The organism is Variovorax restrictus (assembly GCF_051216715.1).
Classification (GTDB): Bacteria; Pseudomonadota; Gammaproteobacteria; order Burkholderiales; family Burkholderiaceae_C; genus Variovorax.
This window is the reverse complement of record NZ_JBPJZH010000004.1, coordinates 237,929-260,878: the sequence shown is the minus strand read 5'-3', so window position 1 is coordinate 260,878 and position 22,950 is coordinate 237,929. Positions and strand designations below refer to the sequence as shown.

Here is a 22,950-nt window from a genome sequence, read left to right as displayed (position 1 = left end):
CTCTCAAGGCGCCAGGTAGGTGACGAGCTTCTGGCTCAGCACGTGCGCGGCTTCTTCCCAGGGGATGTGGACCCCGATTGTAGAAAGGTCGACCGTTCGCAGCCCTGCGTAGCCGCAAGGGTTGATGCGGGAGAAGGGTTCCAGGTCCATCGCGACATTGAAGGACACGCCGTGGTACGTGCCGTGGCGCGCCACCTTGATGCCCAGCGCGGCGATCTTGCCGAGGCCGCGAAACGGGTCCGCCGGGGAGAAGGGGCCGGGATTTGCCGCCGGGCCGCCCCAAGGCGAATCAGCCCCCTCGGGGGGCAGCGACCCGCGCAGCGGCGGAGCGTGGGGGCGTGTCAGCGCCGCATGAGAAAACGGATCGTCCAGACGCACGTAGATGCCGGGCGAGCCGGCCACGCGGTGCCCGGTGACGCCGAAGTGCGCCAGCGTGCGCAGCACCGATTCTTCGATGCGGTAGACGTACTCCTTCACGAAGTAGCCGGTGCGTCGCAGGTCGAGCAAGGGGTAGGCTACGACCTGCCCGGGGCCGTGGTACGTCACCTGCCCGCCGCGGTCGGTCTGCACGACCGGGATCGCGCCGGGGTTCAGCAGGTGGTCCGCCTTGCCGGCCAGGCCCTGCGTGAAGACGGGCGGGTGCTCGCACAGCCACAGCGCATCGGGCGTGTGTTCGCCCCGCTCGGCGGCGAAGCGGCGCATCGCGTCGTAGGTTTCCAGGTACTCGACATGGCCGAGCAGCGTCGGCACCAGCGTGGGCCGCACGGCCAGGGTCAAAGCACGACCTTCACCATGGGGTGCGACGACAGGGCGCGATAGAGATCGTCGAGCTGCTCTCGGCTGGTGGCCGTCACGGTGACGGTCACGCCCAGGTAGTTGCCTTCCTTGCTGGTGCGCAGCTCGATGGTGCTGGCGTCGAACTTCGGGTCGAACTTCTCCGCGATCTGCGTGACGGCATGCACGAAGCCGTCGACCTTCGCGCCCATCACTTTGATCGGGAACTGGGACGGATATTCGATGAGCGATTCCTTGCGGATGTCGGTCGGAATTTCAGGCGCGGCGGTGGGTGCTGGAGTCGTCATGGGCGTCGGTGAAGGTGTCAAGCGAAGGAAGTTCCCCGTTGATGTGCTTGGTCATGGCGGAATGCAAGGGGTTTTTACTTATAATCAATGGCTTTGTAAATTTTAGGCAGCCTTCGGCCACCGGCAGTGCACACAACCATGACAACAAGCACGCCAGAGTCCGAGATGGATGTCGAAGACGCCGAATTCAAGCCGCTCACCGCCGAACAGGCGCAGCAGCTGCGCGATGCCAATCCCGAACCTTCGCCCTGGTGGGTGATCGTGGCCCAAGTGGTCGCAGGATTGATCGTGGCAGGCATCGCTTGGATGTGGACAGGTCGGCCGGTGGCCGGCGCGTCGGCACTTTACGGAGCAATGGCAGTGGCGGTCCCGGCGGCGTTGTTCGTCCGGGGTGCAATGAGGGGCACGCAGGCGGGTAACCCGTCGGCCGCCATGCTGAGGTTTTTTGTCTGGGAGCTGATCAAGCTGGCGTTGACCGTGGCCTTTCTGGCGGCGGCACCCTGGGTGATCGGTGACCTGAGTTGGCTGGCGATGCTGGCTGGCATCGTGGCAGCGATGAAGATGTACTGGGTCGCCCTTGTGGTGCGGCCCAGATTGTTGAACCGGATTTGATTCTTTAAAGAGACGCTGAAAGATGGCCGCAGAAGGACACGCACCGACCGCGAGTGAATACATCGTTCACCATTTGCAGCATTGGCAGGTGAACTGGGCCCTCGAACCGGTGACCCAAAAAGCCATCGTCGACTTCAACGTCATCAACCTCGACTCGGTGCTGTGGGCGCTGCTGGTCGGCGTGATCGGCTGCTTCGTGCTGTGGCTCGCCGCGCGCAAGGCCACCTCGGGCGTTCCGGGCCGCTTCCAGGCCGCGGTCGAGATGCTCGTCGAGATGGTCGACAGCCAGGCCAAGGCCAATGTGCATAACGCGCAGAGCCGCAAGTTCATCGCGCCGCTGGCGCTGACCGTGTTCGTCTGGATCTTCCTGCTGAACGCGATGGACATGCTGCCGGTCGACCTGTTCCCGGCGCTCTGGGCGCAAGCGTTCGAGGCGGCTGGCCACGACCCGCACCACGCCTACATGCGCGTCGTGCCGACGGCCGACCTCTCGACCACGCTGGGTCTGTCGACGTCCGTGCTGCTGCTGTGCCTGTTCTATGGTATCAAGGTCAAGGGCCTGGGCGGCTGGGGCCATGAGCTCATCACCGCGCCCTTCGGTGCGCACCCGGTGCTGTGGCCCATCAACCTGCTGATGCAGGTCATCGAATACCTCGCCAAGACCGTCTCGCACGGCATGCGGCTGTTCGGCAACATGTATGCCGGCGAACTCGTCTTCATGCTGATCGCACTCATGGGTGGTGCGATGGCAGCTTCGTTCTCGGGAGTGCTGCTGCCAGTCGGGCACATCATTGCCGGAACCGTCTGGGCGATCTTCCACATCCTGGTGATCACGCTGCAGGCATTCATTTTCATGATGCTCACACTCATTTATCTGGGTCAGGCGCATGAGGGCCACTAGGCCTGGTTACCGTTCCCGTTTTCGTTTTTTCTTTTCGCTTTCATCTGTAATCTAAGGAGTCATCATGGCAAACATTCTCGGTCTCGTCGCTCTGGCATGTGGTTTGATCGTCGGTCTCGGCGCGATCGGTGCGTCCATCGGCATCGCACTGATGGGCGGCAAGTTCCTCGAATCGTCGGCACGCCAACCCGAGCTCATGAACGACCTCCAAACCAAGATGTTCATCTTGGCCGGTCTGATCGACGCTGCCTTCCTGATCGGTGTGGCAATCGCCCTGCTGTTCGCCTTCGCCAACCCGTTCGCCGCGACCTTCCTGGCCAACCTGCCGAAGTAATCCCGTTCAACGCCACTCAAGAAAGGTGTTGCCGTGAGTATCAACGCGACCCTGTTCGTTCAGGCCATCGTCTTCCTGCTGCTGGTGCTGTTCACGATGAAGTTCGTGTGGCCGCCCATCGCAAAGGCGCTGGACGAACGCGCACAAAAGATCGCCGCGGGCCTGGCGGCCGCCGAGAAGGCCAAGGCGGAACTCGCTTCTGCCAATCAGCGCGTCGAGCAGGAACTGGTGAAGTCCCGCAACGAGACGACCAATCTTCTGGCCGACGCCGAGCGGCGCGCCCAGCAGATCGTCGAAGAGGCCAAGGGCCGTGCCACGCTGGAGGCCAACAAGATCGTGGCTGCCGCGCAGGCCGAGGCCGAACAGCAATCGGTGCGTGCCCGTGAGGCGCTGCGCGAGCAGGTTGCCGCGCTGGCCGTCAAGGGTGCCGAGCAGATTCTCCGCAAGGAAGTCAATGCCGGCGTCCACGCCGACCTGCTCGATCGCCTGAAGACCGAGCTCTGAGGACGACATGGCCGAACTCGCCACCATCGCCCGTCCTTACGCCGAAGCGCTGTTCAAGGCATCGGCAAGCGACCTCGACGGCACGGCCGGCTGGCTCGACCAGCTTGCCGCCGTCGCTGGCAACCCGCAGCTGCTGCAGTTCGCCTCCGACCCGAAGGTTGCGCCCGAACAGGTGTTCGATCTGGTGTCGGGGTTCGTGTCCAACGGCCTTCCGGTCGCCGGTCAGAACTTCCTGCGCACCGTGATCGACAACGGTCGTCTGGCCGCGCTGCCCGAAGCCGCCGTCCAGTTCAGGCTGCTGAAGAACGCCCAGCGCGGCGCGTCGGATGCCGTGGTCTACAGCGCCTTCCCGATCGACGAAGCCGGTCTCAAGACCGTGGCCGAGTCGCTGGAACGCCGCTTCGGCCGCAAGCTGAACACGCGGGTCGAACTCGACCCGTCGCTCATCGGCGGCATCCGTGCCGTGGTGGGCGATGAAGTCCTCGACACGTCCGTCAAGGCGCGTCTCGAGCAAATGAAAGCAGCGCTCACCGCTTGATGCGGCGAGGCGGTTGGCCCCATTTATTGAAAGAAGGAAAGAGTCATGCAACTCAATCCCGCAGAAATTTCCGAACTGATCAAGAGCCGCATCGAGGGCCTTGGCGTCAGCGCTGACATTCGCAACCAGGGCACCGTGGTCTCGGTGACCGACGGCATCGTGCGCGTGCACGGCCTGTCGGACGCGATGCAGGGCGAAATGCTGGAGTTCACGCCCACCGCCGACGGCACGCCGTCGTACGGCCTGGCCCTGAACCTCGAGCGCGACTCGGTCGGCGCCGTGATTCTGGGCGAGTACGAACACATCTCCGAAGGCGACACCGTGAAGTGCACGGGCCGCATCTTGGAAGTGCCCGTGGGCCCCGAGCTCATCGGCCGCGTGGTGAACGCACTGGGCCAGCCGATCGACGGCAAGGGCCCGATCAACGCCAAGATGACCGACGTGATCGAAAAGGTCGCGCCGGGCGTGATCGCACGGAAGTCCGTCGACCAGCCGCTGCAGACCGGCCTGAAGTCGATCGACTCCATGGTGCCGATCGGCCGCGGCCAGCGCGAGCTGATCATCGGCGACCGCCAGACCGGCAAGACGGCCGTGGCGATCGACGCGATCATCAACCAGAAGGGCCAGGGCGTGACCTGCGTCTACGTCGCGATCGGCCAGAAGGCTTCGTCGATCAAGAACGTGGTGCGCGCACTGGAACAAGCCGGTGCCATGGACTACACGATCGTGGTCGCCGCTTCCGCGTCGGAATCGGCCGCCATGCAGTATGTGTCGGCCTACTCGGGCTGCACGATGGGCGAGTACTTCCGCGACCGCGGCGAAGACGCCCTGATCGTGTATGACGACCTGTCCAAGCAAGCCGTGGCCTACCGCCAGGTCTCGCTGCTGCTGCGCCGCCCGCCAGGCCGCGAAGCCTACCCTGGCGACGTGTTCTATCTCCACAGCCGTCTGCTCGAACGCGCAGCGCGTGTGAACGCCGACTACGTCGAAGCCTTCACCAAGGGTGAAGTCAAGGGCAAGACCGGTTCGCTGACGGCGCTGCCGATCATCGAAACGCAGGCTGGCGACGTGTCGGCCTTCGTGCCGACCAACGTGATCTCGATCACCGACGGCCAGATCTTCCTGGAAACGTCGCTGTTCAACGCCGGCATCCGTCCCGCCATCAACGCCGGTATCTCGGTGTCGCGCGTGGGTTCGGCCGCCCAGACGAAGATCATCAAGAGCCTGTCGGGCGGTATCCGTACCGACTTGGCCCAGTACCGTGAGCTGGCTGCGTTCGCGCAGTTCGCCTCCGACCTGGACGAAGCCACCCGCAAACAGCTCGACCGCGGTGCCCGCGTGACCGAACTGCTCAAGCAGGCCCAGTACAGCCCGCTGCCCATCTCGCTGATGGGTGCCACGCTGTTCGCGGTGAACAAGGGTTTCATGGACGACCTGGACGTCAAGAAGGTTCTGCCCTTCGAACACGGCCTGCACCAGTTCCTGAAGACCAGCCACGCGGCGCTGCTCGACAAGATCGAGAAGGCCAAGGCGCTCGACAAGGACGCCGAGGCCGAACTCACCGCCGCGATCACGACGTTCAAAAAATCGTTCGCCTGATGGCGATCGACAGCAAGGCTTAAGGAGCATCTATGGCAGCCGGCAAGGAAATCCGCGGCAAGATCAAATCGGTGGAGAACACCAAGAAGATCACCAAGGCCATGGAAATGGTGGCCGCGTCGAAGATGCGCAAGGCGCAGGAGCGCATGCGCGCCGCGCGCCCGTACAGCGAGAAGATCCGCACCATCGCGGCGAACCTCGGCCAGGCCAACCCGGAGTACACGCACGCGTTCATGAAAACGAACGAGGCGAAGGCCGCGGGCTACATCCTGGTGACGACCGACAAGGGGCTGTGCGGCGGCATGAACACCAACGTGCTGCGCGCGCTGACCACCAAGCTGCGCGAGCAGCAGGCGGCCGGCGTGGCGGTCGAGGCGGTGGCCATCGGCAACAAGGGCCTGGGCTTCCTCAACCGCATCGGCGCCCGCGTGGTGTCGCATGTCACCCAGCTGGGCGACACGCCGCACCTCGACAAGCTGATCGGCCCGGTGAAGGTGCTGCTCGACGCGTATGCCGAGGGCAAGGTCAATGCGGTCTACCTCTGCTACACCAAGTTCATCAACACGATGCGCCAGGAGTCGGTGGTCGAGCAGCTGCTGCCGCTCGCGGCCGACACGCTGAAGGCCGAGAAGGGTCAGCATGCGTGGGACTACATCTACGAGCCCGACGCGGCCAGCGTGATCGACGAACTGCTGGTGCGCTATGCCGAGTCGCTGGTGTACCAGGCGGTGGCCGAGAACATGGCGTCGGAGCAGTCCGCGCGCATGGTGGCCATGAAGTCCGCCACCGACAACGCCGGCAACGTGATCGCCGAACTCAAGCTGGTCTACAACAAGACCCGCCAGGCCGGCATCACCAAAGAGCTGTCGGAAATCGTGTCGGGCGCTGCGGCGGCCGCCGGCGTCTGAGCCAGCCTCGACGTCAACCAGATTCAAAAATTAATTGGAGCAGATGATGGCTCAAGCCAATGCAGTGCAAGGCAAGATCGTTCAATGTATCGGTGCCGTGGTCGACGTGGAATTTCCGCGCAACCAGATGCCCAAGATCTATGACGCCCTGAAGTTCGAGGGCAGCGCCCTCACGCTCGAAGTGCAGCAGCAGCTGGGTGACGGCGTGGTGCGCACCATTGCCCTCGGTTCGTCCGACGGCCTGCGCCGCGGCCTGATGGTGACCAACACCGGCAAGCCGATCACCGTGCCCGTGGGCAAGGCCACGCTCGGCCGCATCATGGACGTGCTGGGCGCGCCCATCGACGAGCGCGGCCCGGTCGGCCAGGAAGTCACCGCATCCATCCACCGCAAGGCACCGGCCTACGACGAACTCTCGCCGTCGACCGACCTGCTGGAAACCGGCATCAAGGTGATCGACCTGGTGTGCCCGTTCGCCAAGGGCGGCAAGGTGGGCCTGTTCGGTGGTGCCGGCGTGGGCAAGACCGTGAACATGATGGAACTCATCAACAACATCGCCAAGGCCCACTCGGGTCTGTCGGTGTTCGCCGGTGTGGGCGAGCGGACCCGCGAAGGCAACGACTTCTATCACGAGATGGCCGACTCCGGCGTCGTGAACCTCGAGAAGCTCGAGGAGTCGAAGGTCGCCATGGTCTACGGCCAGATGAACGAGCCCCCGGGCAACCGTCTGCGCGTGGCACTGACCGGCCTGACCATCGCCGAGTCGTTCCGCGACGAAGGCCGTGACGTGCTGTTCTTCGTGGACAACATCTATCGCTACACGCTGGCCGGTACCGAAGTGTCCGCCCTGCTGGGCCGCATGCCTTCCGCCGTGGGCTACCAGCCGACGCTGGCCGAGGAAATGGGTCGCCTGCAGGAGCGGATCACGTCGACCAAGGTCGGCTCGATCACCTCGATTCAGGCCGTGTACGTCCCTGCGGACGACTTGACCGACCCGTCGCCTGCCACGACCTTCGCCCACCTGGACTCGACCGTGGTGCTGTCGCGTGACATCGCCTCGCTGGGTATCTATCCGGCCGTCGATCCGCTGGACTCGACCTCGCGCCAGCTCGACCCGAACGTGGTCGGTGAAGAGCACTACAACGTGGCCCGCGCCGTGCAAGGCACGCTGCAGCGCTACAAGGAACTGCGCGACATCATCGCGATTCTGGGCATGGACGAACTGGCGCCGGACGACAAGCTGGCCGTGGCCCGCGCCCGGAAGATCCAGCGCTTCCTGTCGCAGCCGTTCCACGTGGCCGAAGTGTTCACGGGTTCGCCCGGCAAGTACGTGCCGCTGTCGGAAACCATCCGTGGTTTCAAGATGATCGTGGCCGGCGAATGCGACCACCTGCCGGAACAGTCGTTCTACATGGTCGGGACCATCGACGAAGCCTTCGAGAAAGCCAAAAAGGTCGCGTAAAGCGGCGCATTCGACCGCCTGGCTTCGTTGCCGTGCGCGCCGTACTTCCTGTACGGCTCCGCGCGGCGCCTCACCAGACGGCCGACTGCTTGCTTTCCGAAGTTCTCTCTAGAACGGCAAAGGAACAAACATGGCAAACACCATTCACGTCGACGTGGTCAGCGCAGAAGAGTCGATCTTCTCGGGCGAAGCACGCTTCGTCGCGCTGCCCGGTGAAGCCGGCGAGCTCGGCATCTACCCGCGCCACACCCCGCTGATCACGCGCATCCGCCCGGGTGCCGTGCGCATCGAGACGGTCGACGGCGGCGAAGAGTTCGTCTTCGTGGCCGGTGGCATCCTCGAGGTGCAGCCCAACACCGTCACCGTGCTGTCCGACACCGCGATCCGCGGCAAGGACCTGGACGACGAGAAGGCCAACGCCGCCAAGGCCGCCGCCGAGGAAGCGCTGAAGAACGCCAAGAGCGACATCGACATCGCGATGGCGCAATCCGAACTCGCCGTGATGGCTGCGCAAATCGCCGCGCTGCGCAAGTACCGCCAGAAAAAGTAAGCCGGTTCACCGCTTGCGACAGAGCCGCCCTTGGGCGGCTTTTTCTTTGGCTGGTCGAAGGCGAAGAAGGGGCGAGCCAGTTTGGCCATTAAATGGTCGAAGTTCAGCCTTGTCTGGCTGAACTTGGCTGTCTAGTATCCGGCTTCCTCCTCGGCCACCCGATGTCGAGAGAGCGAACGACGGAGACGAACCCATGGAACGCTGGCGCGGCCTGACGGCCGACGAGATGCAGCTGCTCGAGACGACCTTCTGGTCGGCGGGCGGCTCGCGCCATGGCATGGCTGAGCAGCTCGGCTTCTCCAAGAGCAAGGCGAATGCGCTCATCGCTGGTCTGGTCGATCAGGGCCTGCTGGCCGAAGCGGGCCTGCAACGCTCCTCCGGCGGCCGTCGCGCCGAAAACCTGCAACTCCATCGGTCGCTCGGCGTGCTGGTGGGCATCGACATCGGCGCCACCAGTCTCGATCTCGCCGTGCTCGGCCCCGATCTCCAGCCCCTCGCCCAATGCTCGGAGGCCGCCGACGTGCTGCAAGGGCCCGGTGTCGTGCTGGCGCGGGTGCGCGTGCTCATGCGCGAGCTGCTGGCGCAGTGCGGGCTCGACGCATCGAAGGTGATGGGCATCGGCATCGGCGTTCCCGGGCCGGTGAACTTCCAGATCGGCCAGCTCGTCAACCCGCCGCTCATGCCGGCCTGGGACGGCTTTTCGATCCGCGAGGCGCTGCGCGAGGACTATGCGGCGCCGGTCTTCGTCGACAACGACGTGAACCTCATGGCGCTGGGCGAGCTCTGGCGCCTCAAACGCACGCTCTCCAACTTCCTGGTCATCAAGGTCGGCACCGGCATCGGCTGCGGCATCGTCTGCCACGGCGAGGTGTACCGCGGCGCCGCCGGCTCGGCCGGCGACGTGGGCCACATCTGCGTCGACCAGGAAGGCCCGCGATGCCACTGCGGCAACGTCGGGTGCGTCGAGGTGATGGCGGCCGGCCCGGCGATCGCTCGCATGGCCGTCCAGGCGGCAGAGCAAGGCGAGAGCGCGGTGCTCGCGGAGCGCCTGCGCACGCAGGGCCGGCTCGACGCGCTCGACGTGGCCCATGCGGGACGGGCCGGCGACGCCGCGGCCAACGCCATCATCCAACGCGCCGGCAACCTGCTCGGACAGATGCTGGCGTCGGTGGTCAATTTCTTCAATCCGTCGCATGTGTTCATCGGGGGCGGCATTACGCACATCGGCCCGCTGTTCCTCGCTGCCGTGCGCCAGAGCGTCTACCAGCGCTCGCTGGCGCTGTCGACGCGGCATCTGGAGATCCAGTACACGCCGTTGGGCGCGCAGGCCGGCCTCATCGGCGCGGGCGTGCTGGCGATGCAGGAAACGCTGAAGGTGAAAGGGGTCGCGCCATGAACGGGCTGGCCGTCGACTTCGACGCCATCGAGAAGGCCTTCGGGCCGGTGCAGGTGCTGCACGGCGTGAGCTTCTCGCTCGCGCCCGGCCGGGTCTACGGCCTGCTGGGCGAGAACGGCGCGGGCAAGTCCACGCTGATGAAGATTCTCGCGGGCTACGAGCGGGCGAGCGGCGGCACGCTGCGCATCGACGGCGCACCGCAGCAGTTCGCCTCTTCGCGCGATGCGGAGACGCTGGGCATCGTGCTGATCCACCAGGAGTTCAACCTCGCCGAAGACCTGAGCGTGGCGCAGAACATCTTTCTGGGCCACGAGAAGAAAAAGGCGGGCTTCCTGCTCGACGACGCGGCCATGGACCGCGAGGCCGCCGCCGCCCTCGCGCAGGTCGGCCTGCAGATCGACCCGCGCACCAAGGTCCGCCGGCTCATCGTCGCCGAGAAGCAGCTGGTCGAGATCGCCAAGGCCATCGCGCGACGCGCGCGGCTGCTCATCATGGATGAGCCGACCGCCACGCTCACGCCGGGCGAGACCGAACGCCTCTTCGGTCTGATCGCCCAGCTGCGCGCCGAAGGCGTGACCATCGTCTACATCTCGCACAAGCTCGACGAGGTCGAGCGCGTGACCGACGACGTGATCGTGATGCGCGACGGCCGCTTCGTCATGCGCTCGCCCACGGCCGACATCACCCGCCACGAAATGGCGAACCGGATGGTCGGCCGCGAGCTGACCGACCTCTACCCGCCGCGCGATGCCGTCGTGCGCGACGCCGCACCGGCCATGAAGGTGCACGACTTCAGCGTGCCCGGCTGGGCGCAGGGGGCGAGCTTCGAGGTGCGACCCGGCGAGATACTGGGCTTCGCCGGCCTGGTCGGCGCGGGCCGCACCGAACTGTTCGAGGGCCTGATGGGCTTGCGCCCGGCGAGCGGCCAGGTCGAGATGCTCGGCCGCCCGGTGCCGGGCGGCAAGGGCTGGCGCAGCCCGCGCGACGCCGCCAGGCACGGCTTCTCCTACCTGAGCGAAGACCGCAAAGGCAAGGGCCTGCACGTGCACTTCGGCCTGCGCCAGAACCTCACGCTGATGGCGCTGGAGCGCTACGCGACGCCATGGTTGAAGCCCGACGCCGAGCGCGCCGCACTGGCCGAGGCCGTGAACGACTATGGCATCCGCACCGGCAACCTGGATGCGCGCGCCTCGTCGCTGTCGGGCGGCAACCAGCAGAAGCTGGCGCTCGCGAAGGTGCTGCAGCCGCAGCCCAAGGTGGTGGTGCTCGATGAGCCCACGCGCGGTGTCGACATCGGCGCCAAGCGCGACATCTATTTCCTGATCCAGCGACTGGCCCGCGAAGGACTCGCCGTGATCGTCGTTTCGTCTGAGTTGATGGAACTCATCGGCCTGTGCCACCGCGTCGCCGTGATGCGCGCCGGCCGGCTGGTGACCACGCTGGACGCCGAGCACCTCACCGAAGAACAACTCATCGCCCATGCCACCGGAACCGCCCATGACCACGCCAACGCCTGAGGCCACCGCACACCGCGCCGAGAACCAGCCCGGCTGGGCCGAGCGCCTGCACGGCATCGGCCCGATCGCCGGCCTGGTGCTGCTGTGCATCGCCGGCACGCTGCTCAACAGCGACTTCGCCACCGCCGACAACGCGATGAACGTGCTCACGCGCACGGCCTTCATCGGCATCATCGCGGTGGGCATGTGCTTCGTGATCATCTCGGGCGGCATCGACCTGTCGGTCGGCTCGATGGCGGCGCTCATCGCCGGCAGCGTGATCATGTTCATCAACTGGGCCGGGCCCGCCACCGGCTCGCCGCTGATGGCGGTGATGCTCGGCGCCACGCTCGCGGTGCTGCTCGGCGCGATGTTCGGGCTGGCGCACGGCCTGCTCATCACCAAGGGCCGCATCGAGCCCTTCATCGTGACCTTGGGCACGCTCGGTATCTTCCGCGCCTACCTCACCTACTTCGCCGACGGCGGTGCGCTCACGCTCGACAACGACCTGTCGGACCTCTATGCCCCGGTCTACTACGCCAGCCTGCTGGGCATTCCGGTGCCGGTGTGGGTGTTCTTCATCGTCGCGGTGATCGGCGGCGTGATCCTCAACCGCACCGCCTACGGCCGCTATGTGCAGGCCATCGGCTCGAACGAACAGGTGGCGCGCTACGCGGCCGTCGACGTCGACCGCGTGAAGATCCTCACCTATGTGCTGCTCGGCGTGTGCGTCGGCATTGCCACGCTGCTGTACGTACCGCGGCTCGGCTCGGCGTCGCCCACGACCGGCCTGCTGTGGGAGCTGGAAGCCATCGCAGCCGTGATCGTCGGCGGCACCGCGCTCAAGGGCGGTGCGGGCAGCATCGCCGGCACGGTGATCGGCGCCATCCTGCTCTCGGTCATCAGCAACATCCTGAACCTCACCAGCATCATCAGCGTCTACCTGAACGCGGCGGTGCAGGGCTTCGTGATCATCATCGTCGCGTTCCTGCAGCGCGGCCGACGTTGAGCTTTCCGTTCCCGTTCATTCATCACAAGGAGACATCCCTCATGACACGTTTCACCCGCCGCATCGCACTCACGGCCATCGCAGCCGCCTCCCTCGTCAGCCTGCCGGCGTTCGCCGCCGAGAAGGTCAACCTCGGCGTGTCGATCCCGGCCGCCACGCACAGCTTCATGGGTGGCATCAACTACTGGGCCAACCAGGCGAAGAAGGACCTGGAGAAGCAGCACAAGGACCTGAAGATCACGATCAAGACCGCCAGTGGTGCGCCTGAGCAGGCCAACCAGCTGCAGGACTTCACGACCGTCACCAGGATCAACGCACTCGTGATCTTCCCCTTCGAATCGGCTGCGCTGACCAAGCCGGTAGCACAGGTGAAGGCTAAGGGCGCCTACGTGACGGTGGTCGACCGCGGCCTGACCGACACCAGCGCGCAGGACGCGTACGTCGCCGGCGACAACACCGCCTTCGGCCGCATCCCGGCCGAGTACATCGTGAAGAAGCTGGGCGGCAAGGGCAACGTCGTGGCGCTGCGCGGCATCGCGACCACGCTGGACAACGAGCGCATGGACGCCTTCAACGCGGTGCTCAAGAACCACCCCGACGTGAAGCTGCTTGACGCGAAGTACGCCAACTGGAACCGCGACGATGCCTTCAAGGTCACGCAGGACTACCTCACGCGCTTCAAGCAGATCGATGCCATCTGGGCGGCCGACGACGACATGGCGGTGGGCGTGCTCAAGGCCATCGAGCAGGCCAAGCGCGACGACATCAAGATCGTGTTCGGTGGCGCCGGCGCCAAGGGCATGGTCAAGACCATCATGGACGGCAAGAACAAGATGATCGACGCCGACGTGAGCTACTCGCCCAAGTTCATCTACGACGCGATCAAGCTCACCGCCGAGGCGCGCCTGAAGGGCGAGAAGCTACCGGCCACGACGATCATCCCGTCGGTGCTGATCACGAAGGACAACGCCAAGGACTTCTACTTCCCGAATTCCCCGTTCTGACGTGACTTTGGAAACCCCGTTGCGCAAGCTGCGCTATGCGATGGTCGGTGGCGGCCGCGACGCCTTCATCGGCGCGGTGCACCGCCATGCCATCGCGCTCGACGGCCAGTGCGAGCTGGTGGCTGGCGCGCTGTCGTCGAATGCGGAGAAGGCGCGCGCCTCCGGGCGCGACCTGTTCCTGCGCCACGACCGCAACCATGGCGACTGGCGTGCGCTGCTGGCCGACGAGCTGACGCGGCCGGCGCACGAGCGTATCGACTTCGTCGTCATCGTCACGCCCAACCATGTGCATTTCCCGGTGGCGCAGGCTTTCGTGGAGGCGGGCTTCCACGTGGTCTGCGACAAGCCGCTGGTGCACACGCGCGCCGAGGCCGATGCGCTGGTGGCCGCGGTGGCGGCGCAAGGCACGGTCTTCGGCGTGACCTACAACTACAGTGGCTACCCGATGGTCCGCCAGGCGCGCGCGATGGTGCGCGCCGGCGAGATCGGCGAGGTGCGCAAGGTCATCGTCGAGTACAGCCAGGGCTGGCTCGCCACGGCGTTGGAGGCCGGCGGCAACAAGCAGGCCGGCTGGCGCACCGACCCCGCGAAGAGCGGTGCGGCGGGTGCCATCGGCGACATCGGCACGCACGCGGAGAACCTGGTTACGACCGTCACCGGCCTCGCCATCGAGCGCCTGTGCGCCGACCTCGGCGCGCTGGTGCCGGGCCGCATGCTCGACGACGACGCCAATGTGCTGCTGCGCTTTTCCAACGGCGCACGCGGCGTGCTGATCGCGTCGCAGATCAACACCGGTGTCGAGAACGACCTGCGCCTGCGCGTGACCGGCACGCAGGGCACGCTCGACTGGCGGCAGGAGCATCCGAGCGCGCTGGTGCACTTTCCGGCCGACGGGCCCCAGCGCATCCTCACGCGCGGCTCACCGTGGCTGCATGAATCGGCGCGGCGCGCCAGCCGCTTGCCCAGTGGCCACCCAGAAGGCTTCATCGAAGCCTTCGCCAACGTGTATGTGGGCGTGGTGGCCGACATCCGGGCGCGGCTCGACGGCGTGGCGGCCGATCCGATCGCGGCGGACTATCCGCGCGTCGAAGACGGCGCGCGCGGCGTGCGCTTCATCGAGCGCACGGTTGCATCGGCAGCCAGCGACGCCAAGTGGACGGACTGGTAGCCGCGCTCAGCTCATCAGGCTGACGTGCGCCGACACCACGCGCCAGCCGTCGGGCAGGCGCACCCAGGTCTGGCTCTGGCGGCCGATGCGGTCGCTGCCGGCGCGCTTGAACTCGATGTTGGTCACAGCCACGTCCTGGCCGTAGCTGGTGATCGCTGTGACGGTCACTTCGCGTTCCAGGTTCACCGCGGGGCGGGCCTGGCGGAAGGCGCGGATCGCGTCGTAGCCGTACAGGTTCTCGCCCGCGCCGTAGCGCAGCGTGTGTGGCGAATTGAAGAAGAGCTTGTCGAGCACGGCCACGTCGTTGGTGACGAGCGCCTGCTGGTACTCGGCGAAGGCGGCCGTCACTTCTTCGAGCACGGCGGGGAGGTTGATATCGGAGAGGGCAACGGTCACGGTCTTACTTTCCACCCCAATGCACGAAGCGACGCTCCGCCATCAGGAACACGAGGTTCATCACATAGCCGAGCAGGCCGGCCGCGAAAATCGAAGCGTACATGTCGGGCATGTCGAAGATGGTTTGCGCACGCATGATGCGCTGGCCCAACCCGTCGGTCGAGCCGATGAACATCTCGGCGACGATCACGATCACCAGGGCGATCGACACGCCCGAGCGCATGCCCACGAACACCTGCGGCATCGACTCCAGCAGGATCACGTCGGTCAGCACCCGCCAGCGCGGCGCGCCCATCACCTTGGCCGCGAGCTGGCGCTGCTTGCGCGCGCTCATCACGCCGTAGGCCACGTTGAAGAGAATCGCCAGCGCCGCGCCGAAGGCCGCCACCGCGATCTTGGTCGCCTCGCCGACGCCGAACAGCACCAGGAAGAGCGGGAACATCGCCGAGGCCGGCGTCGAGCGGAAGAAGTCGATTGCGAACTCGATCGACTGGTAGATCTTTTCGTTCGAGCCCAGCACGATGCCCAGCGGCACCGAGATCACCAGCGCCAGCCCGAAGGAGCTGAGCGTGCGCACGATGGTCTTGTAGAAGTCGCCCCACAGCGTGCCGTGCGCGATGCCGTTCCAGAAGGCGGCGAGCGCCTCCATCGGCGACGGCAGCAGCACCGGGTCGATGGCGCGCGTCGCGTGGACGAAGGCCCACAGGGCGATGAGCACCGCCATGCCGACGAGCGGGCGCAACCGGGCGGCGGTGCGTTCGGAGATCGCGCTCATGGCTTGCGCACCTCCCGCTGGAAGATCTCCAGCGCACGGGTCTTGGTCGTGATGAAGGCGGGGCTGAGCGTGGTGTCCGCCGTGCGCGGGCGCGGCACGTCGAAGGGCAGGTTCTCGGCCACGCGGGTGGGCCGCTTGGTCAGCAGCAGCACCTCGTCGGCCAGCAGCACGGCTTCGTCGAGATCGTGCGACACCAGCATCGTGGTGGTCTGCCGCTCGGTCAGCACCTTCTGCAGGCGCTCGCGCAGGAACATCACCATCTCGTAGTCGAGCGCGGAGAAGGGCTCGTCGAGGAACAGCACCTCGGGGTCGACCACCAGCGCCCGCATGATCGACACCAGCTGCTGCTGGCCGCCGGACATCTGGTAGGGGTAGCGGTTCAGGTCGAACTTCACCTCGAAGCTTTCGACCAGCCGGTCGAGCCGCGCCTGACGCTCGCCCTTGGCGATGTCGAGGTACTGCAGCGGATAGCGGATGTTGTCGATGGCGCGCATCCACGGGAACACCGCCTCGCGGTAGTTCTGAAAGACGTAGCCGATGCGCGTGTCGCGCGCCTCCTTGCCTTCGAACAGGATCTGCCCGGCGTCGTACGGCAGGATGCCCGAGATCATGTTGATCAGCGTGCTCTTGCCGCAGCCGTTGGGGCCGAACACCGAGACGATCTTGCCCTTGGGGATGTCCAGGTCGAAGTCGTCGTAGATGGTCGCGTCCTGGAAGCGCTTGGTCAGGCCGCGGATGGTGATGTGCGTGCCCTTCGGGTACCAGCGGTGCGACTTCTCGCTCTCCGCGGCATCGGGCAAGGCGGCTCCGATCGGCAGGTTCGAATTCATCACGCGCATCAGAAGGCTCGGACCAGCGTCTTGCCGTCGATCTTCTCCTTGACCACGCCCAGCTCGGTGCCGATGTCGAGGAACTTCTGGAAGTCGCCCACGTCCGCGGCGCTCATGTCCTTGACCATCACGATGCGCGGCAGCGGCACGGTGGCGGCCAGCTCCGGCGGCACCTTCATGCCCTGCACCAGGTAGCCGCGCGCGCTGCTGTCGGCCTGCGCTTCCTTCACGCCGCGCGCCCAGGCCGCGGCGAAGCGCTTGGCCACGTCGGGCTTGTCGGCCATGAACTTGCCGGACATAACCGCACCGGCGGCGAAGGCCGAGGCGTTCTTGTTGCCCAGCAGGTAGGTCGAGATCACGCCGGTCTCCACGCGCTTGCCGACCTTCTGCGCCACCATGATCGTGGCCGACGGCTCCAGCGTGTAGCCGCCGTCGAAGTTGCCTGACTGCAGCGCGCCGACGTGCACGCCGATCTGCTGCTCCTGGATGGTGAAGTCCTTGCCTTCGACCAGGCCCACCTTCTTGAGCACCGCGCGCGCCGCGCCGATGTTGGCGGGGCCGGGCGCCGAGAACAGCTTGAAGCCGTTCTTGAAGTCCTTCAGCGACTTCGCCGGGCTGTCGGCCTTGACGACGAACTGCTCGATCACATGCTGCGAATTCTGGCCGTTGAGCGAGATGTACTTCAGCGTGTTGGGCCGGCGCGCTTCCATGTTGGCGCCTTCGAGCGTCACCAGGTTGACGGCCGCGTCGATGCCGTTCGACACCAGGGCCTGCACCGTCAGCGGATGGCTGGTCATGGGCACTTCCTCGATCTCGAGGTCGGCGTCCTTGAAGTAGCCCCGGTTGACCGCGACGTAGAACGGCAGCGCTGCGCTCGACGGGAACACGCCGATCTTGATCTTGTCGGCAGCGGCGGCCGGCAGGCAGAGCGTGGCCGCGGCGAGCGCGAGGGCGCCGGCGATCAGGCGGCGGGTGTGCAGCGGGGCGGAAAGGAATTCAGGACGCGACATCGTGGGTTACTCCGGAAGATGGAAAGGCGATGAAAGGGTGGGGTAGGTCAGCGGGTCGAAGAAGCTGCGCCCCGCGCGGTACACGCGGGCGGCCGACATGTCGGGCGGCGCACCGGTCTCGACCGCGCCTTCGAAGGTGAGTTCGAGCTGCACGCCGCTCGGGTCGTAGACGAAGAGCTGCCACAGCGTGGTGCCGGGCACCAGGAACTCGCGCCAGTCGAGCTGCGCCGCGCGGAAGCGCGCGACATACGCGTGGTAGCCCGAGCAGGCGAGCGACACATGGTCGATGGCGCCGGTGCCGCTGGGCACCTGGCCTTCAGCGCCGAGCGCGGGGCCACCTGCGTACACATGGATGATGGCCTGGCCGCCCGGCTGGCCGCAGGCGAGCCAGGCGCCGGGGTAGCCGAAGTCGGGGCGGGCGATCTCGCGCAGGCCGATCACGCCGACCCAGAAGGCGCGCGTGGCGTCGAGGTTCGCGGTCTTGATCGCGAGGTGGAACAGGCCGTGGGTGATGGCGGTGTTCATAAGAAAACCTCCGCCCTGCGGGCTGCGGTGCGAACGCCTTCGGGCGGCCGGGCGGCGTTCATGCGAGCGCCACGTCGCGGAACAGCGCCGAGAGGTCGTCGAGGAAGCCCGGCTCTGTCTTCCAGCGCGTGCCTGCGACCGGGTCCGAGCCGGCGAGCATGGTGTCGGTCGCGGCGATCGACAGTGCCATCGCGAAGCGGATGCGCTCGCCCCGCGCGGCCTCGACCTGCGCGAGCCAGTCGCGCGGCGACAGGCGGCCGGCGCCGATCTCCCGCGCCAGGATCATCGCGGCGGCGCAGGCGTCTTCCATCGATTGCGTGGCGCCCTGGCCCAGCGTCGGCGCCATGCCGTGCGCGCTGTCGCCGAGGTACATCACCTGGCGCACCGGCTCCGCGAAGCGCACGTCCGATTCCTGCATGCGCGCCCAGTGCGTCTGCGCGAGGTTGGCGCACAGCGCGTCCATCAGCCACTGCGCCTGCGCGCTGAAGGCGCTGCCCGCGGGTTGGTAGGCGGCGCGCAGCACGGCCTCGGTGTTCCACGCGTCGTCGATGGGCGCGCCGGGTTCGATCGGGAAGGTGGCGGCGATGTACACGTGGTCCGGCGGCACGCGGAAGGCCAGCAGCCGGTGCGGACCGTTGAACCACTGGCCGTAGTCATCGACGAGGCCGCCGCTGGTGTCGGGCACCAGCGTGCGCACGATCGCCACGCCCACGTGCCGCGGCTCGGGCAGGCCCGAGAAGGCTGCGCGCGTGGCCGAGTAGCGGCCGTCGGTGCCCACCAGCAGGTCGATGTCGTCGATGGTGTGCTGCACGCCGCCCTGCGTGTAGCGCACGGTGGTCCGCGTGGCGTCGGCGGCGCTGGGGCCGATTGCGTCGATCTCGCAGCCGTAGTGGATCGCCGGGCCCGCACCCGCGCGCAGCACGCGGTACAGCTCCGACCAGCGGATGCGGATGCCCGGGTTGTCGGCCACCTGCGCGATCGGCAGGTCGAACAGCACCGTGCCGTCGGTCAGCGACACCTGCCAGCGTTGCCACGGCAGGCTGGCGGCTTCGACCTCGGCCGCAAGGGCCGGGTCGCACAGGCGCAGCGCCTTGATGGCGTTGGGGCCCACGTTGAGGCCGGTGCCGGCCTCGGAATGGTCTTCGGGGCTCACGCGTTCGAGGCAGTGCAGTTCCACGCCGGGCAGCAGGGCCAGGCGCCGCGCCAGGATGGCGCCGGCCACGCCGGCACCGATGATCACGATCTTCATGCGGGTTGACTCTCGGAAGGGGAAGGAAGCGGCCAGCGGCGCGCCTGCGGCTGCTGCCGTTCGAAGGCCAGGCCCAGCGCGCACAGCAGCGCGTCGCTGCCCTGCGGGCCGATCAATTGGAAGCCGATGGGCAGACCGTCGGGCGACGGTTCGGCCGGCAGCGCCAGCGCGGGCAGGCCGGCGCCGTTGACGAAGGCGGTGAACACGGCGTGGCCGCGCGGGTCGACGCGCTGCCCGGCGATGCTGGTCGGGTGACTGTGGTCGGCGGGCCAGGGCATGGCGGCGCAGGCCGGCGTGAGCACCAGGTCGACACTTTCGAAGACATGGTCCATGGCGTCGCGCAGCGCGTGCTGGTGGGCCTGCGCATTGAACAGGTCGACCGCGCGCAGCGAACGGCCAGTGACCAGCATCGCGGCCAGCGCGGGCGTCATGCGTGCGTCGTCCTTCGGCGTGTTGTCGTGCAGCACGGCCGCCAGACCGGTGGCGCTAAGCACCGGCCAGGCGAGCCGGTTGAACACATGCACGGCGGCCGGGGCGTCGGCCGCGGTCACGAAGTGGCCCATGCCGCGCAGCTGATCGGCGACGGCGGCCATGCGCTGGTCGATGACCGGGTCGACCGGGCTGCCGGCGATGCGCGACCAGTGTGCGATGCGCAGTGGTTGCGGCGCGTGGAGGGCGAGCGGGTCGAGGTCCCAGAGGGTCGGCGCGATCACCTGCAGCACGCGCACCACGTCGGCCGTGCTGCGGGCGATGGGGCCGATCACCTCCAGGCCCGGCAGCATCTCGGGCAGGCCGTGCGCGCGCGGCACCGTGCCCCACGTGGGCTTGAGCCCCACCAGGCCGGTGTACGCGGCGGGGCGGCGGATCGACCCGCCGCCGTCGGTCGCCAGCGCGGCCGGGCCGATGCCCGCCGCCACCGCCGCGACGGCACCGCCGCTCGAGCCGCCCGGCGTGAGCGCGGTGGCCCACGGGTTGCGCGTGGTGCCGAACACCAGGTTGTCGGTGTAGCCCTGCAGCGTGAACTCGGGCACGTTGGTCTTGGCGAACAGCAGCGCACCGGCGTCGCGCAGGCGTTGCACCGGCGACTCGTCGCGCCGTTGCACATGCGCCGGGTACAGCGCGCTGCCCCAGCGGCAGGGCATGCCGGCCACGGGGATGTTGTCCTTCACGCTGATCGGCACGCCGTCGAGCGCAGACAGCGGCGCGCCGCGCAGCCAGCGGCGTTCGCTCTCGCGTGCCGCGGCGTTGTCATCGCGCGCGATGACGGCGTTGATGCGCGGGTTCACGGCGTCCAGCCGCGCCAGCACGCTGGCCAGCGCCTCCACCGGCGAGAGCGTGCGCGCCGCGTAGGCCAGCACCAGCGCGTCGATGTCGAGCTGCCAGGGATCGGTCATGGGGTGCCTCTGGCGATCACGGCGACCAGCCCGCCGCCGTCGGGCCCCTGGTGCTCCGCCCCGCCGGACACGAAGATGCGCCCGTCGCCGAGCACGCCGGCCACCAGCCCGCCCACCGCGCCACGGATGTGGCGCTGGGCGTTGATGTCGGTGTCGTCCAGCATGGTGTGGCGCGCGCCGCGCACGCTGCCGCGGCGGTCGGGCTCGCACTTGACGAAGACGGCAGCCACGCGGGCCGCGTCGGCCTCGCTCAGTTGCGGCTCGGCGGCCAGCCCCAACGGGCGCAGTGCGCTCGCCACGGCGCCCAGGTCGAGCGCGTCGCGCATCGGCGCGCAGCCCATGCGCAGGTCGCCTTGCCACCGCGGGCTGTGGCCCAGCACGATCACTTCGTTGGCCTCCACCTCGACGCCGGACGACACGCTGGCGCGCGACGAGAAACGTGTGAAGTCGGTGAGCATCGCGGCTTCGAGCGCCGCGTCGTCGGGCAGCTCGCCCAGTGCGATCGCCACCCCGAAGGCGCCGGCCGCACGGGCCGTGGCCATCGAGCGGTTGGCGTCGGTCGTGAGCACCGTGTGGCCCGCCGCGGCGGCGGCCTGGGCGCGTGCAGCGGTCACGCAGGGGCACTTGACCTGCACGAAGGCGACGTCTTCGGTGCGCGCGATGCCGGCGTCGCGCATGGCCGCGCGCACCGCGTCGGCCACCGATTCGACATGGGCCCAGCGGCCCACGTGCTGTGCGGCCAGCGGCGCGCTCACGGCGGTGCCGATGGCGAGAGCGCCGGGGCCGGTCGCATCGCCCGACGACGCCTCCAGCCGGCCGCTGCGCGCGAACACCACATAGTGCGGGCTCAGCACGCCCTCGGTGCCGCCGGAGAGGATGCAGGGCAACTCGCGCAGCAGCGTCGCGGCCGGGCGGCCGGTGCGCTCGGCCAGCAGGGCCATCAGCGTCTGCGTGAAGTAGCCGCGGGTGAAGTCGTTGACGCCGCCGTTGCCCTCGGTCTTGCCGATGACGGCCACGATGTCGGCCGCCCGCAGCGTGCCGGCATCGAGCAGCGCGGCCAGCGCCGACAGGTCGCCCGGATGGGCCATGCCCAGGCGGTGCACGCACAGCGCAGGGCGTTCGTCCACCGCGGGTTCGGTGTCATCGGGAGCGACGAGTGGGGGGGAGAGCAGGGCGTCCATGGATGCTGCGATGCAACAGATGTCCGCAGTATGGGCAGTGCGCGTGCAAACCTCTAGCGCATACTTTCTCTCGCACTGCACACATTTTGTGCGCACTCGAGGCTGTCGCAGCTGTCAGCCCGGCAGCGCGGCCAGCCGGTTCACCAGCGCTTCCATGAAGGACAACGTGGCGATCGGCAGCGTGCGGCCGGCGCGCGACATCAGGACCAGCTGGCTGTTGGTGAGCGTCCGGTCGGTCAGCGGAATCGCCACCAGCGCCCCGCGCCGCACCTCGTTCTGGGTGCCGATCTGGAACTGGAAGCTGATGGCGCCTGTGCGCAGGGTGAATTCCTTGAGCGTCTGCACCGCGCTGGCCTCCAGCGCCACCTGCAGCGTCATGTGGGAGCGCGCCATGAGCGCGTCCAGCAGGCGCCGGCTGCCGAAGGAGCGGTCGCCCAGCGCCACGGGGTACGTCTGGCAGTCGGCCAGGCGCAGCGTCTCGCGGCCGGCCAGCGGGTGGTCGGGCCGCAGCATCGCGCACAGCGGCTGGGGAACGGCGGCGATGACGCGCAGCGTTTCCGAGGGCACCGGGTCGTGCGCCAGGATCAGTTCCACGTCGTCGGCCAGAAGCGCCGCCACCAGCACGCCGGTCACGCCGGCCACGAGCTGGAACTGCACGCCCGGGTGCGTCTGCTGGTACTGCGCGATGGTGTCGGGGATCAGGTCGATGGCGACCGATTCGGCGCAGCCGATGCGCACCGTGCCCCGCACCAGGCCACGCAGCTGCTCGATCTGCGACTCGGCCGAGCGCAGGTCCGCCATGCTGCGGCGCACCGCCGCGATCAGCACCTCGCCGGCGGACGTGAGCCGCACGCCACGCGGCAACCGCTCGAACAGCGGCGTGCCCACATCGGCCTCGATCTCCAGGATCTTCCGGTTGAGCGCGGTCGAGGCCACGTGCAGTTTCTCGGCCGCCTTGCGGATCGACCCCGCGCGTGCGACGGCGTCGAGGTAGACGAAATGGCGGGGCGGGTGAAGCATGGGTGGG

Annotated in this window: 25 protein-coding genes; 14 read left to right on the top strand and 11 right to left on the bottom strand. The window is 67.5% G+C overall.

Annotated elements, in window-relative coordinates; translation table 11 throughout:
• Window positions 1–3: 3 nt before the first annotated feature.
• A complete protein-coding gene (gene lipB, locus ACSFA0_RS22250; RefSeq protein ID WP_435452448.1) occupies window positions 4–777 on the bottom strand; it encodes a lipoyl(octanoyl) transferase LipB in 774 nt (257 codons plus the stop codon).
• Window positions 774–1,082: a YbeD family protein gene (locus ACSFA0_RS22245; RefSeq protein WP_435452447.1), complete on the bottom strand. Its 309-nt coding sequence runs from the start codon at window positions 1,080–1,082 to the stop codon at window positions 774–776. The genes lipB and ACSFA0_RS22245 overlap by 4 nt, the downstream gene beginning before the upstream one ends.
• A gap of 165 nt (window positions 1,083–1,247) precedes the next feature.
• Between ACSFA0_RS22245 and ACSFA0_RS22240 the strand changes: the two genes are divergently transcribed.
• The 14 genes from ACSFA0_RS22240 (at window position 1,248) to ACSFA0_RS22175 (ending at window position 14,563) form a co-directional block, all read left to right on the top strand.
• Entirely contained in the window at window positions 1,248–1,694 is a 447-nt protein-coding gene (locus ACSFA0_RS22240) for an ATP synthase subunit I (RefSeq protein ID WP_435452446.1), read from the top strand.
• A gap of 22 nt (window positions 1,695–1,716) precedes the next feature.
• A complete protein-coding gene (gene atpB, locus ACSFA0_RS22235; protein ID WP_435452445.1) occupies window positions 1,717–2,595 on the top strand; it encodes a F0F1 ATP synthase subunit A in 879 nt (292 codons plus the stop codon).
• Between the two features lie 64 nt (window positions 2,596–2,659).
• Complete coding sequence (gene atpE / locus ACSFA0_RS22230; protein ID WP_140844704.1) at window positions 2,660–2,929, top strand: F0F1 ATP synthase subunit C; 270 nt, start codon at window positions 2,660–2,662, stop codon at window positions 2,927–2,929.
• A 33-nt stretch (window positions 2,930–2,962) separates the two neighbouring features.
• On the top strand, window positions 2,963–3,433 hold the full coding sequence (locus ACSFA0_RS22225; RefSeq protein ID WP_435452444.1) for a F0F1 ATP synthase subunit B: 471 nt from the start codon (window positions 2,963–2,965) through the stop codon (window positions 3,431–3,433).
• 7 nt (window positions 3,434–3,440) lie between these two features.
• Window positions 3,441–3,971, top strand: coding sequence for a F0F1 ATP synthase subunit delta (locus ACSFA0_RS22220; protein ID WP_435452443.1), 531 nt, complete (start codon window positions 3,441–3,443; stop codon window positions 3,969–3,971).
• Window positions 3,972–4,016: 45 nt separating this feature from the next.
• Window positions 4,017–5,570 carry a F0F1 ATP synthase subunit alpha gene (gene atpA / locus ACSFA0_RS22215; protein WP_435452442.1) on the top strand — a complete coding sequence of 518 codons (1,554 nt, stop codon included), beginning with the start codon at window positions 4,017–4,019 and terminating at the stop codon, window positions 5,568–5,570.
• Window positions 5,571–5,602: 32 nt separating this feature from the next.
• Window positions 5,603–6,478: a F0F1 ATP synthase subunit gamma gene (gene atpG, locus ACSFA0_RS22210; RefSeq protein WP_435452441.1), complete on the top strand. Its 876-nt coding sequence runs from the start codon at window positions 5,603–5,605 to the stop codon at window positions 6,476–6,478.
• Window positions 6,479–6,524: 46 nt separating this feature from the next.
• A complete protein-coding gene (gene atpD / locus ACSFA0_RS22205) occupies window positions 6,525–7,940 on the top strand; it encodes a F0F1 ATP synthase subunit beta (RefSeq protein WP_435452440.1) in 1,416 nt (471 codons plus the stop codon).
• Window positions 7,941–8,070: 130 nt separating this feature from the next.
• Complete coding sequence (locus ACSFA0_RS22200) at window positions 8,071–8,490, top strand: F0F1 ATP synthase subunit epsilon (RefSeq protein WP_435452439.1); 420 nt, start codon at window positions 8,071–8,073, stop codon at window positions 8,488–8,490.
• Window positions 8,491–8,716: 226 nt separating this feature from the next.
• A complete protein-coding gene (locus ACSFA0_RS22195) occupies window positions 8,717–9,886 on the top strand; it encodes an ROK family protein (protein ID WP_435452475.1) in 1,170 nt (389 codons plus the stop codon).
• Window positions 9,883–11,403 (top strand): sugar ABC transporter ATP-binding protein, encoded by a 1,521-nt coding sequence (locus tag ACSFA0_RS22190; RefSeq protein ID WP_435452438.1) that lies wholly within the window; start codon window positions 9,883–9,885, stop codon window positions 11,401–11,403. Before ACSFA0_RS22195 ends, ACSFA0_RS22190 begins: the two co-directional genes overlap by 4 nt.
• Window positions 11,366–12,391, top strand: coding sequence for an ABC transporter permease (locus ACSFA0_RS22185; RefSeq protein ID WP_435452437.1), 1,026 nt, complete (start codon window positions 11,366–11,368; stop codon window positions 12,389–12,391). Before ACSFA0_RS22190 ends, ACSFA0_RS22185 begins: the two co-directional genes overlap by 38 nt.
• A gap of 41 nt (window positions 12,392–12,432) precedes the next feature.
• Window positions 12,433–13,395 (top strand): substrate-binding domain-containing protein, encoded by a 963-nt coding sequence (locus tag ACSFA0_RS22180; RefSeq protein ID WP_435452436.1) that lies wholly within the window; start codon window positions 12,433–12,435, stop codon window positions 13,393–13,395.
• A gap of 40 nt (window positions 13,396–13,435) precedes the next feature.
• The gene (locus tag ACSFA0_RS22175) at window positions 13,436–14,563 is read left to right on the top strand and encodes a Gfo/Idh/MocA family protein (protein ID WP_435452474.1); all 1,128 of its coding nucleotides are present in this window, start codon (window positions 13,436–13,438) and stop codon (window positions 14,561–14,563) included.
• A gap of 6 nt (window positions 14,564–14,569) precedes the next feature.
• Here ACSFA0_RS22175 and hpxZ read toward each other — a convergent pair whose 3' ends face one another.
• The 9 genes from hpxZ to ACSFA0_RS22130 all read right to left on the bottom strand — a co-directional run bounded on the left by hpxZ (window position 14,570) and on the right by ACSFA0_RS22130 (window position 22,943).
• Window positions 14,570–14,959 carry an oxalurate catabolism protein HpxZ gene (hpxZ, locus tag ACSFA0_RS22170; protein ID WP_435452435.1) on the bottom strand — a complete coding sequence of 130 codons (390 nt, stop codon included), beginning with the start codon at window positions 14,957–14,959 and terminating at the stop codon, window positions 14,570–14,572.
• A 4-nt stretch (window positions 14,960–14,963) separates the two neighbouring features.
• On the bottom strand, window positions 14,964–15,734 hold the full coding sequence (locus ACSFA0_RS22165; RefSeq protein WP_435452434.1) for an ABC transporter permease: 771 nt from the start codon (window positions 15,732–15,734) through the stop codon (window positions 14,964–14,966).
• A complete protein-coding gene (locus ACSFA0_RS22160; RefSeq protein WP_435452433.1) occupies window positions 15,731–16,573 on the bottom strand; it encodes an ABC transporter ATP-binding protein in 843 nt (280 codons plus the stop codon). Before ACSFA0_RS22160 ends, ACSFA0_RS22165 begins: the two co-directional genes overlap by 4 nt.
• Window positions 16,573–17,574, bottom strand: coding sequence for an ABC transporter substrate-binding protein (locus tag ACSFA0_RS22155; RefSeq protein WP_435452432.1), 1,002 nt, complete (start codon window positions 17,572–17,574; stop codon window positions 16,573–16,575). Before ACSFA0_RS22155 ends, ACSFA0_RS22160 begins: the two co-directional genes overlap by 1 nt.
• Before the next feature lie 6 nt (window positions 17,575–17,580).
• Window positions 17,581–18,099, bottom strand: coding sequence for a VOC family protein (locus ACSFA0_RS22150; RefSeq protein WP_435452431.1), 519 nt, complete (start codon window positions 18,097–18,099; stop codon window positions 17,581–17,583).
• 58 nt (window positions 18,100–18,157) lie between these two features.
• Complete coding sequence (locus tag ACSFA0_RS22145; RefSeq protein ID WP_435452430.1) at window positions 18,158–19,348, bottom strand: FAD-dependent oxidoreductase; 1,191 nt, start codon at window positions 19,346–19,348, stop codon at window positions 18,158–18,160.
• Window positions 19,345–20,742: an amidase gene (locus tag ACSFA0_RS22140; RefSeq protein WP_435452429.1), complete on the bottom strand. Its 1,398-nt coding sequence runs from the start codon at window positions 20,740–20,742 to the stop codon at window positions 19,345–19,347. The genes ACSFA0_RS22145 and ACSFA0_RS22140 overlap by 4 nt, the downstream gene beginning before the upstream one ends.
• Complete coding sequence (atzD, locus tag ACSFA0_RS22135; protein WP_435452428.1) at window positions 20,739–21,923, bottom strand: cyanuric acid amidohydrolase; 1,185 nt, start codon at window positions 21,921–21,923, stop codon at window positions 20,739–20,741. Before atzD ends, ACSFA0_RS22140 begins: the two co-directional genes overlap by 4 nt.
• Before the next feature lie 114 nt (window positions 21,924–22,037).
• On the bottom strand, window positions 22,038–22,943 hold the full coding sequence (locus ACSFA0_RS22130; RefSeq protein ID WP_435452427.1) for a LysR family transcriptional regulator: 906 nt from the start codon (window positions 22,941–22,943) through the stop codon (window positions 22,038–22,040).
• Between the last annotated feature and the right edge of the window lie 7 nt (window positions 22,944–22,950).

Bases quoted from the DNA above. Each gene is read 5' to 3' on its own strand.
- ACSFA0_RS22175 (WP_435452474.1), top strand. From the start codon at position 13,436: ATGGTCGGTGGCGGCCGCGACGCCTTCATCGGCGCGGTGCACCGCCAT.
- ACSFA0_RS22190 (WP_435452438.1), top strand. From the start codon at position 9,883: ATGAACGGGCTGGCCGTCGACTTCGACGCCATCGAGAAGGCCTTCGGG.
- ACSFA0_RS22165 (WP_435452434.1), bottom strand. From the start codon at position 15,734: ATGAGCGCGATCTCCGAACGCACCGCCGCCCGGTTGCGCCCGCTCGTC.
- ACSFA0_RS22155 (WP_435452432.1), bottom strand. From the start codon at position 17,574: ATGTCGCGTCCTGAATTCCTTTCCGCCCCGCTGCACACCCGCCGCCTG.
- ACSFA0_RS22160 (WP_435452433.1), bottom strand. From the start codon at position 16,573: ATGCGCGTGATGAATTCGAACCTGCCGATCGGAGCCGCCTTGCCCGAT.
- atpA (WP_435452442.1), top strand. From the start codon at position 4,017: ATGCAACTCAATCCCGCAGAAATTTCCGAACTGATCAAGAGCCGCATC.
- atpG (WP_435452441.1), top strand. From the start codon at position 5,603: ATGGCAGCCGGCAAGGAAATCCGCGGCAAGATCAAATCGGTGGAGAAC.
- ACSFA0_RS22185 (WP_435452437.1), top strand. From the start codon at position 11,366: ATGCCACCGGAACCGCCCATGACCACGCCAACGCCTGAGGCCACCGCA.
- ACSFA0_RS22195 (WP_435452475.1), top strand. From the start codon at position 8,717: ATGCAGCTGCTCGAGACGACCTTCTGGTCGGCGGGCGGCTCGCGCCAT.
- ACSFA0_RS22130 (WP_435452427.1), bottom strand. From the start codon at position 22,943: ATGCTTCACCCGCCCCGCCATTTCGTCTACCTCGACGCCGTCGCACGC.
- ACSFA0_RS22200 (WP_435452439.1), top strand. From the start codon at position 8,071: ATGGCAAACACCATTCACGTCGACGTGGTCAGCGCAGAAGAGTCGATC.
- ACSFA0_RS22240 (WP_435452446.1), top strand. From the start codon at position 1,248: ATGGATGTCGAAGACGCCGAATTCAAGCCGCTCACCGCCGAACAGGCG.
- ACSFA0_RS22180 (WP_435452436.1), top strand. From the start codon at position 12,433: ATGACACGTTTCACCCGCCGCATCGCACTCACGGCCATCGCAGCCGCC.
- atpE (WP_140844704.1), top strand. From the start codon at position 2,660: ATGGCAAACATTCTCGGTCTCGTCGCTCTGGCATGTGGTTTGATCGTC.
- ACSFA0_RS22140 (WP_435452429.1), bottom strand. From the start codon at position 20,742: ATGACCGATCCCTGGCAGCTCGACATCGACGCGCTGGTGCTGGCCTAC.
- atpB (WP_435452445.1), top strand. From the start codon at position 1,717: ATGGCCGCAGAAGGACACGCACCGACCGCGAGTGAATACATCGTTCAC.
- ACSFA0_RS22220 (WP_435452443.1), top strand. From the start codon at position 3,441: ATGGCCGAACTCGCCACCATCGCCCGTCCTTACGCCGAAGCGCTGTTC.
- ACSFA0_RS22245 (WP_435452447.1), bottom strand. From the start codon at position 1,082: ATGACGACTCCAGCACCCACCGCCGCGCCTGAAATTCCGACCGACATC.
- ACSFA0_RS22150 (WP_435452431.1), bottom strand. From the start codon at position 18,099: ATGAACACCGCCATCACCCACGGCCTGTTCCACCTCGCGATCAAGACC.
- atpD (WP_435452440.1), top strand. From the start codon at position 6,525: ATGGCTCAAGCCAATGCAGTGCAAGGCAAGATCGTTCAATGTATCGGT.
- ACSFA0_RS22145 (WP_435452430.1), bottom strand. From the start codon at position 19,348: ATGAAGATCGTGATCATCGGTGCCGGCGTGGCCGGCGCCATCCTGGCG.
- atzD (WP_435452428.1), bottom strand. From the start codon at position 21,923: ATGGACGCCCTGCTCTCCCCCCCACTCGTCGCTCCCGATGACACCGAA.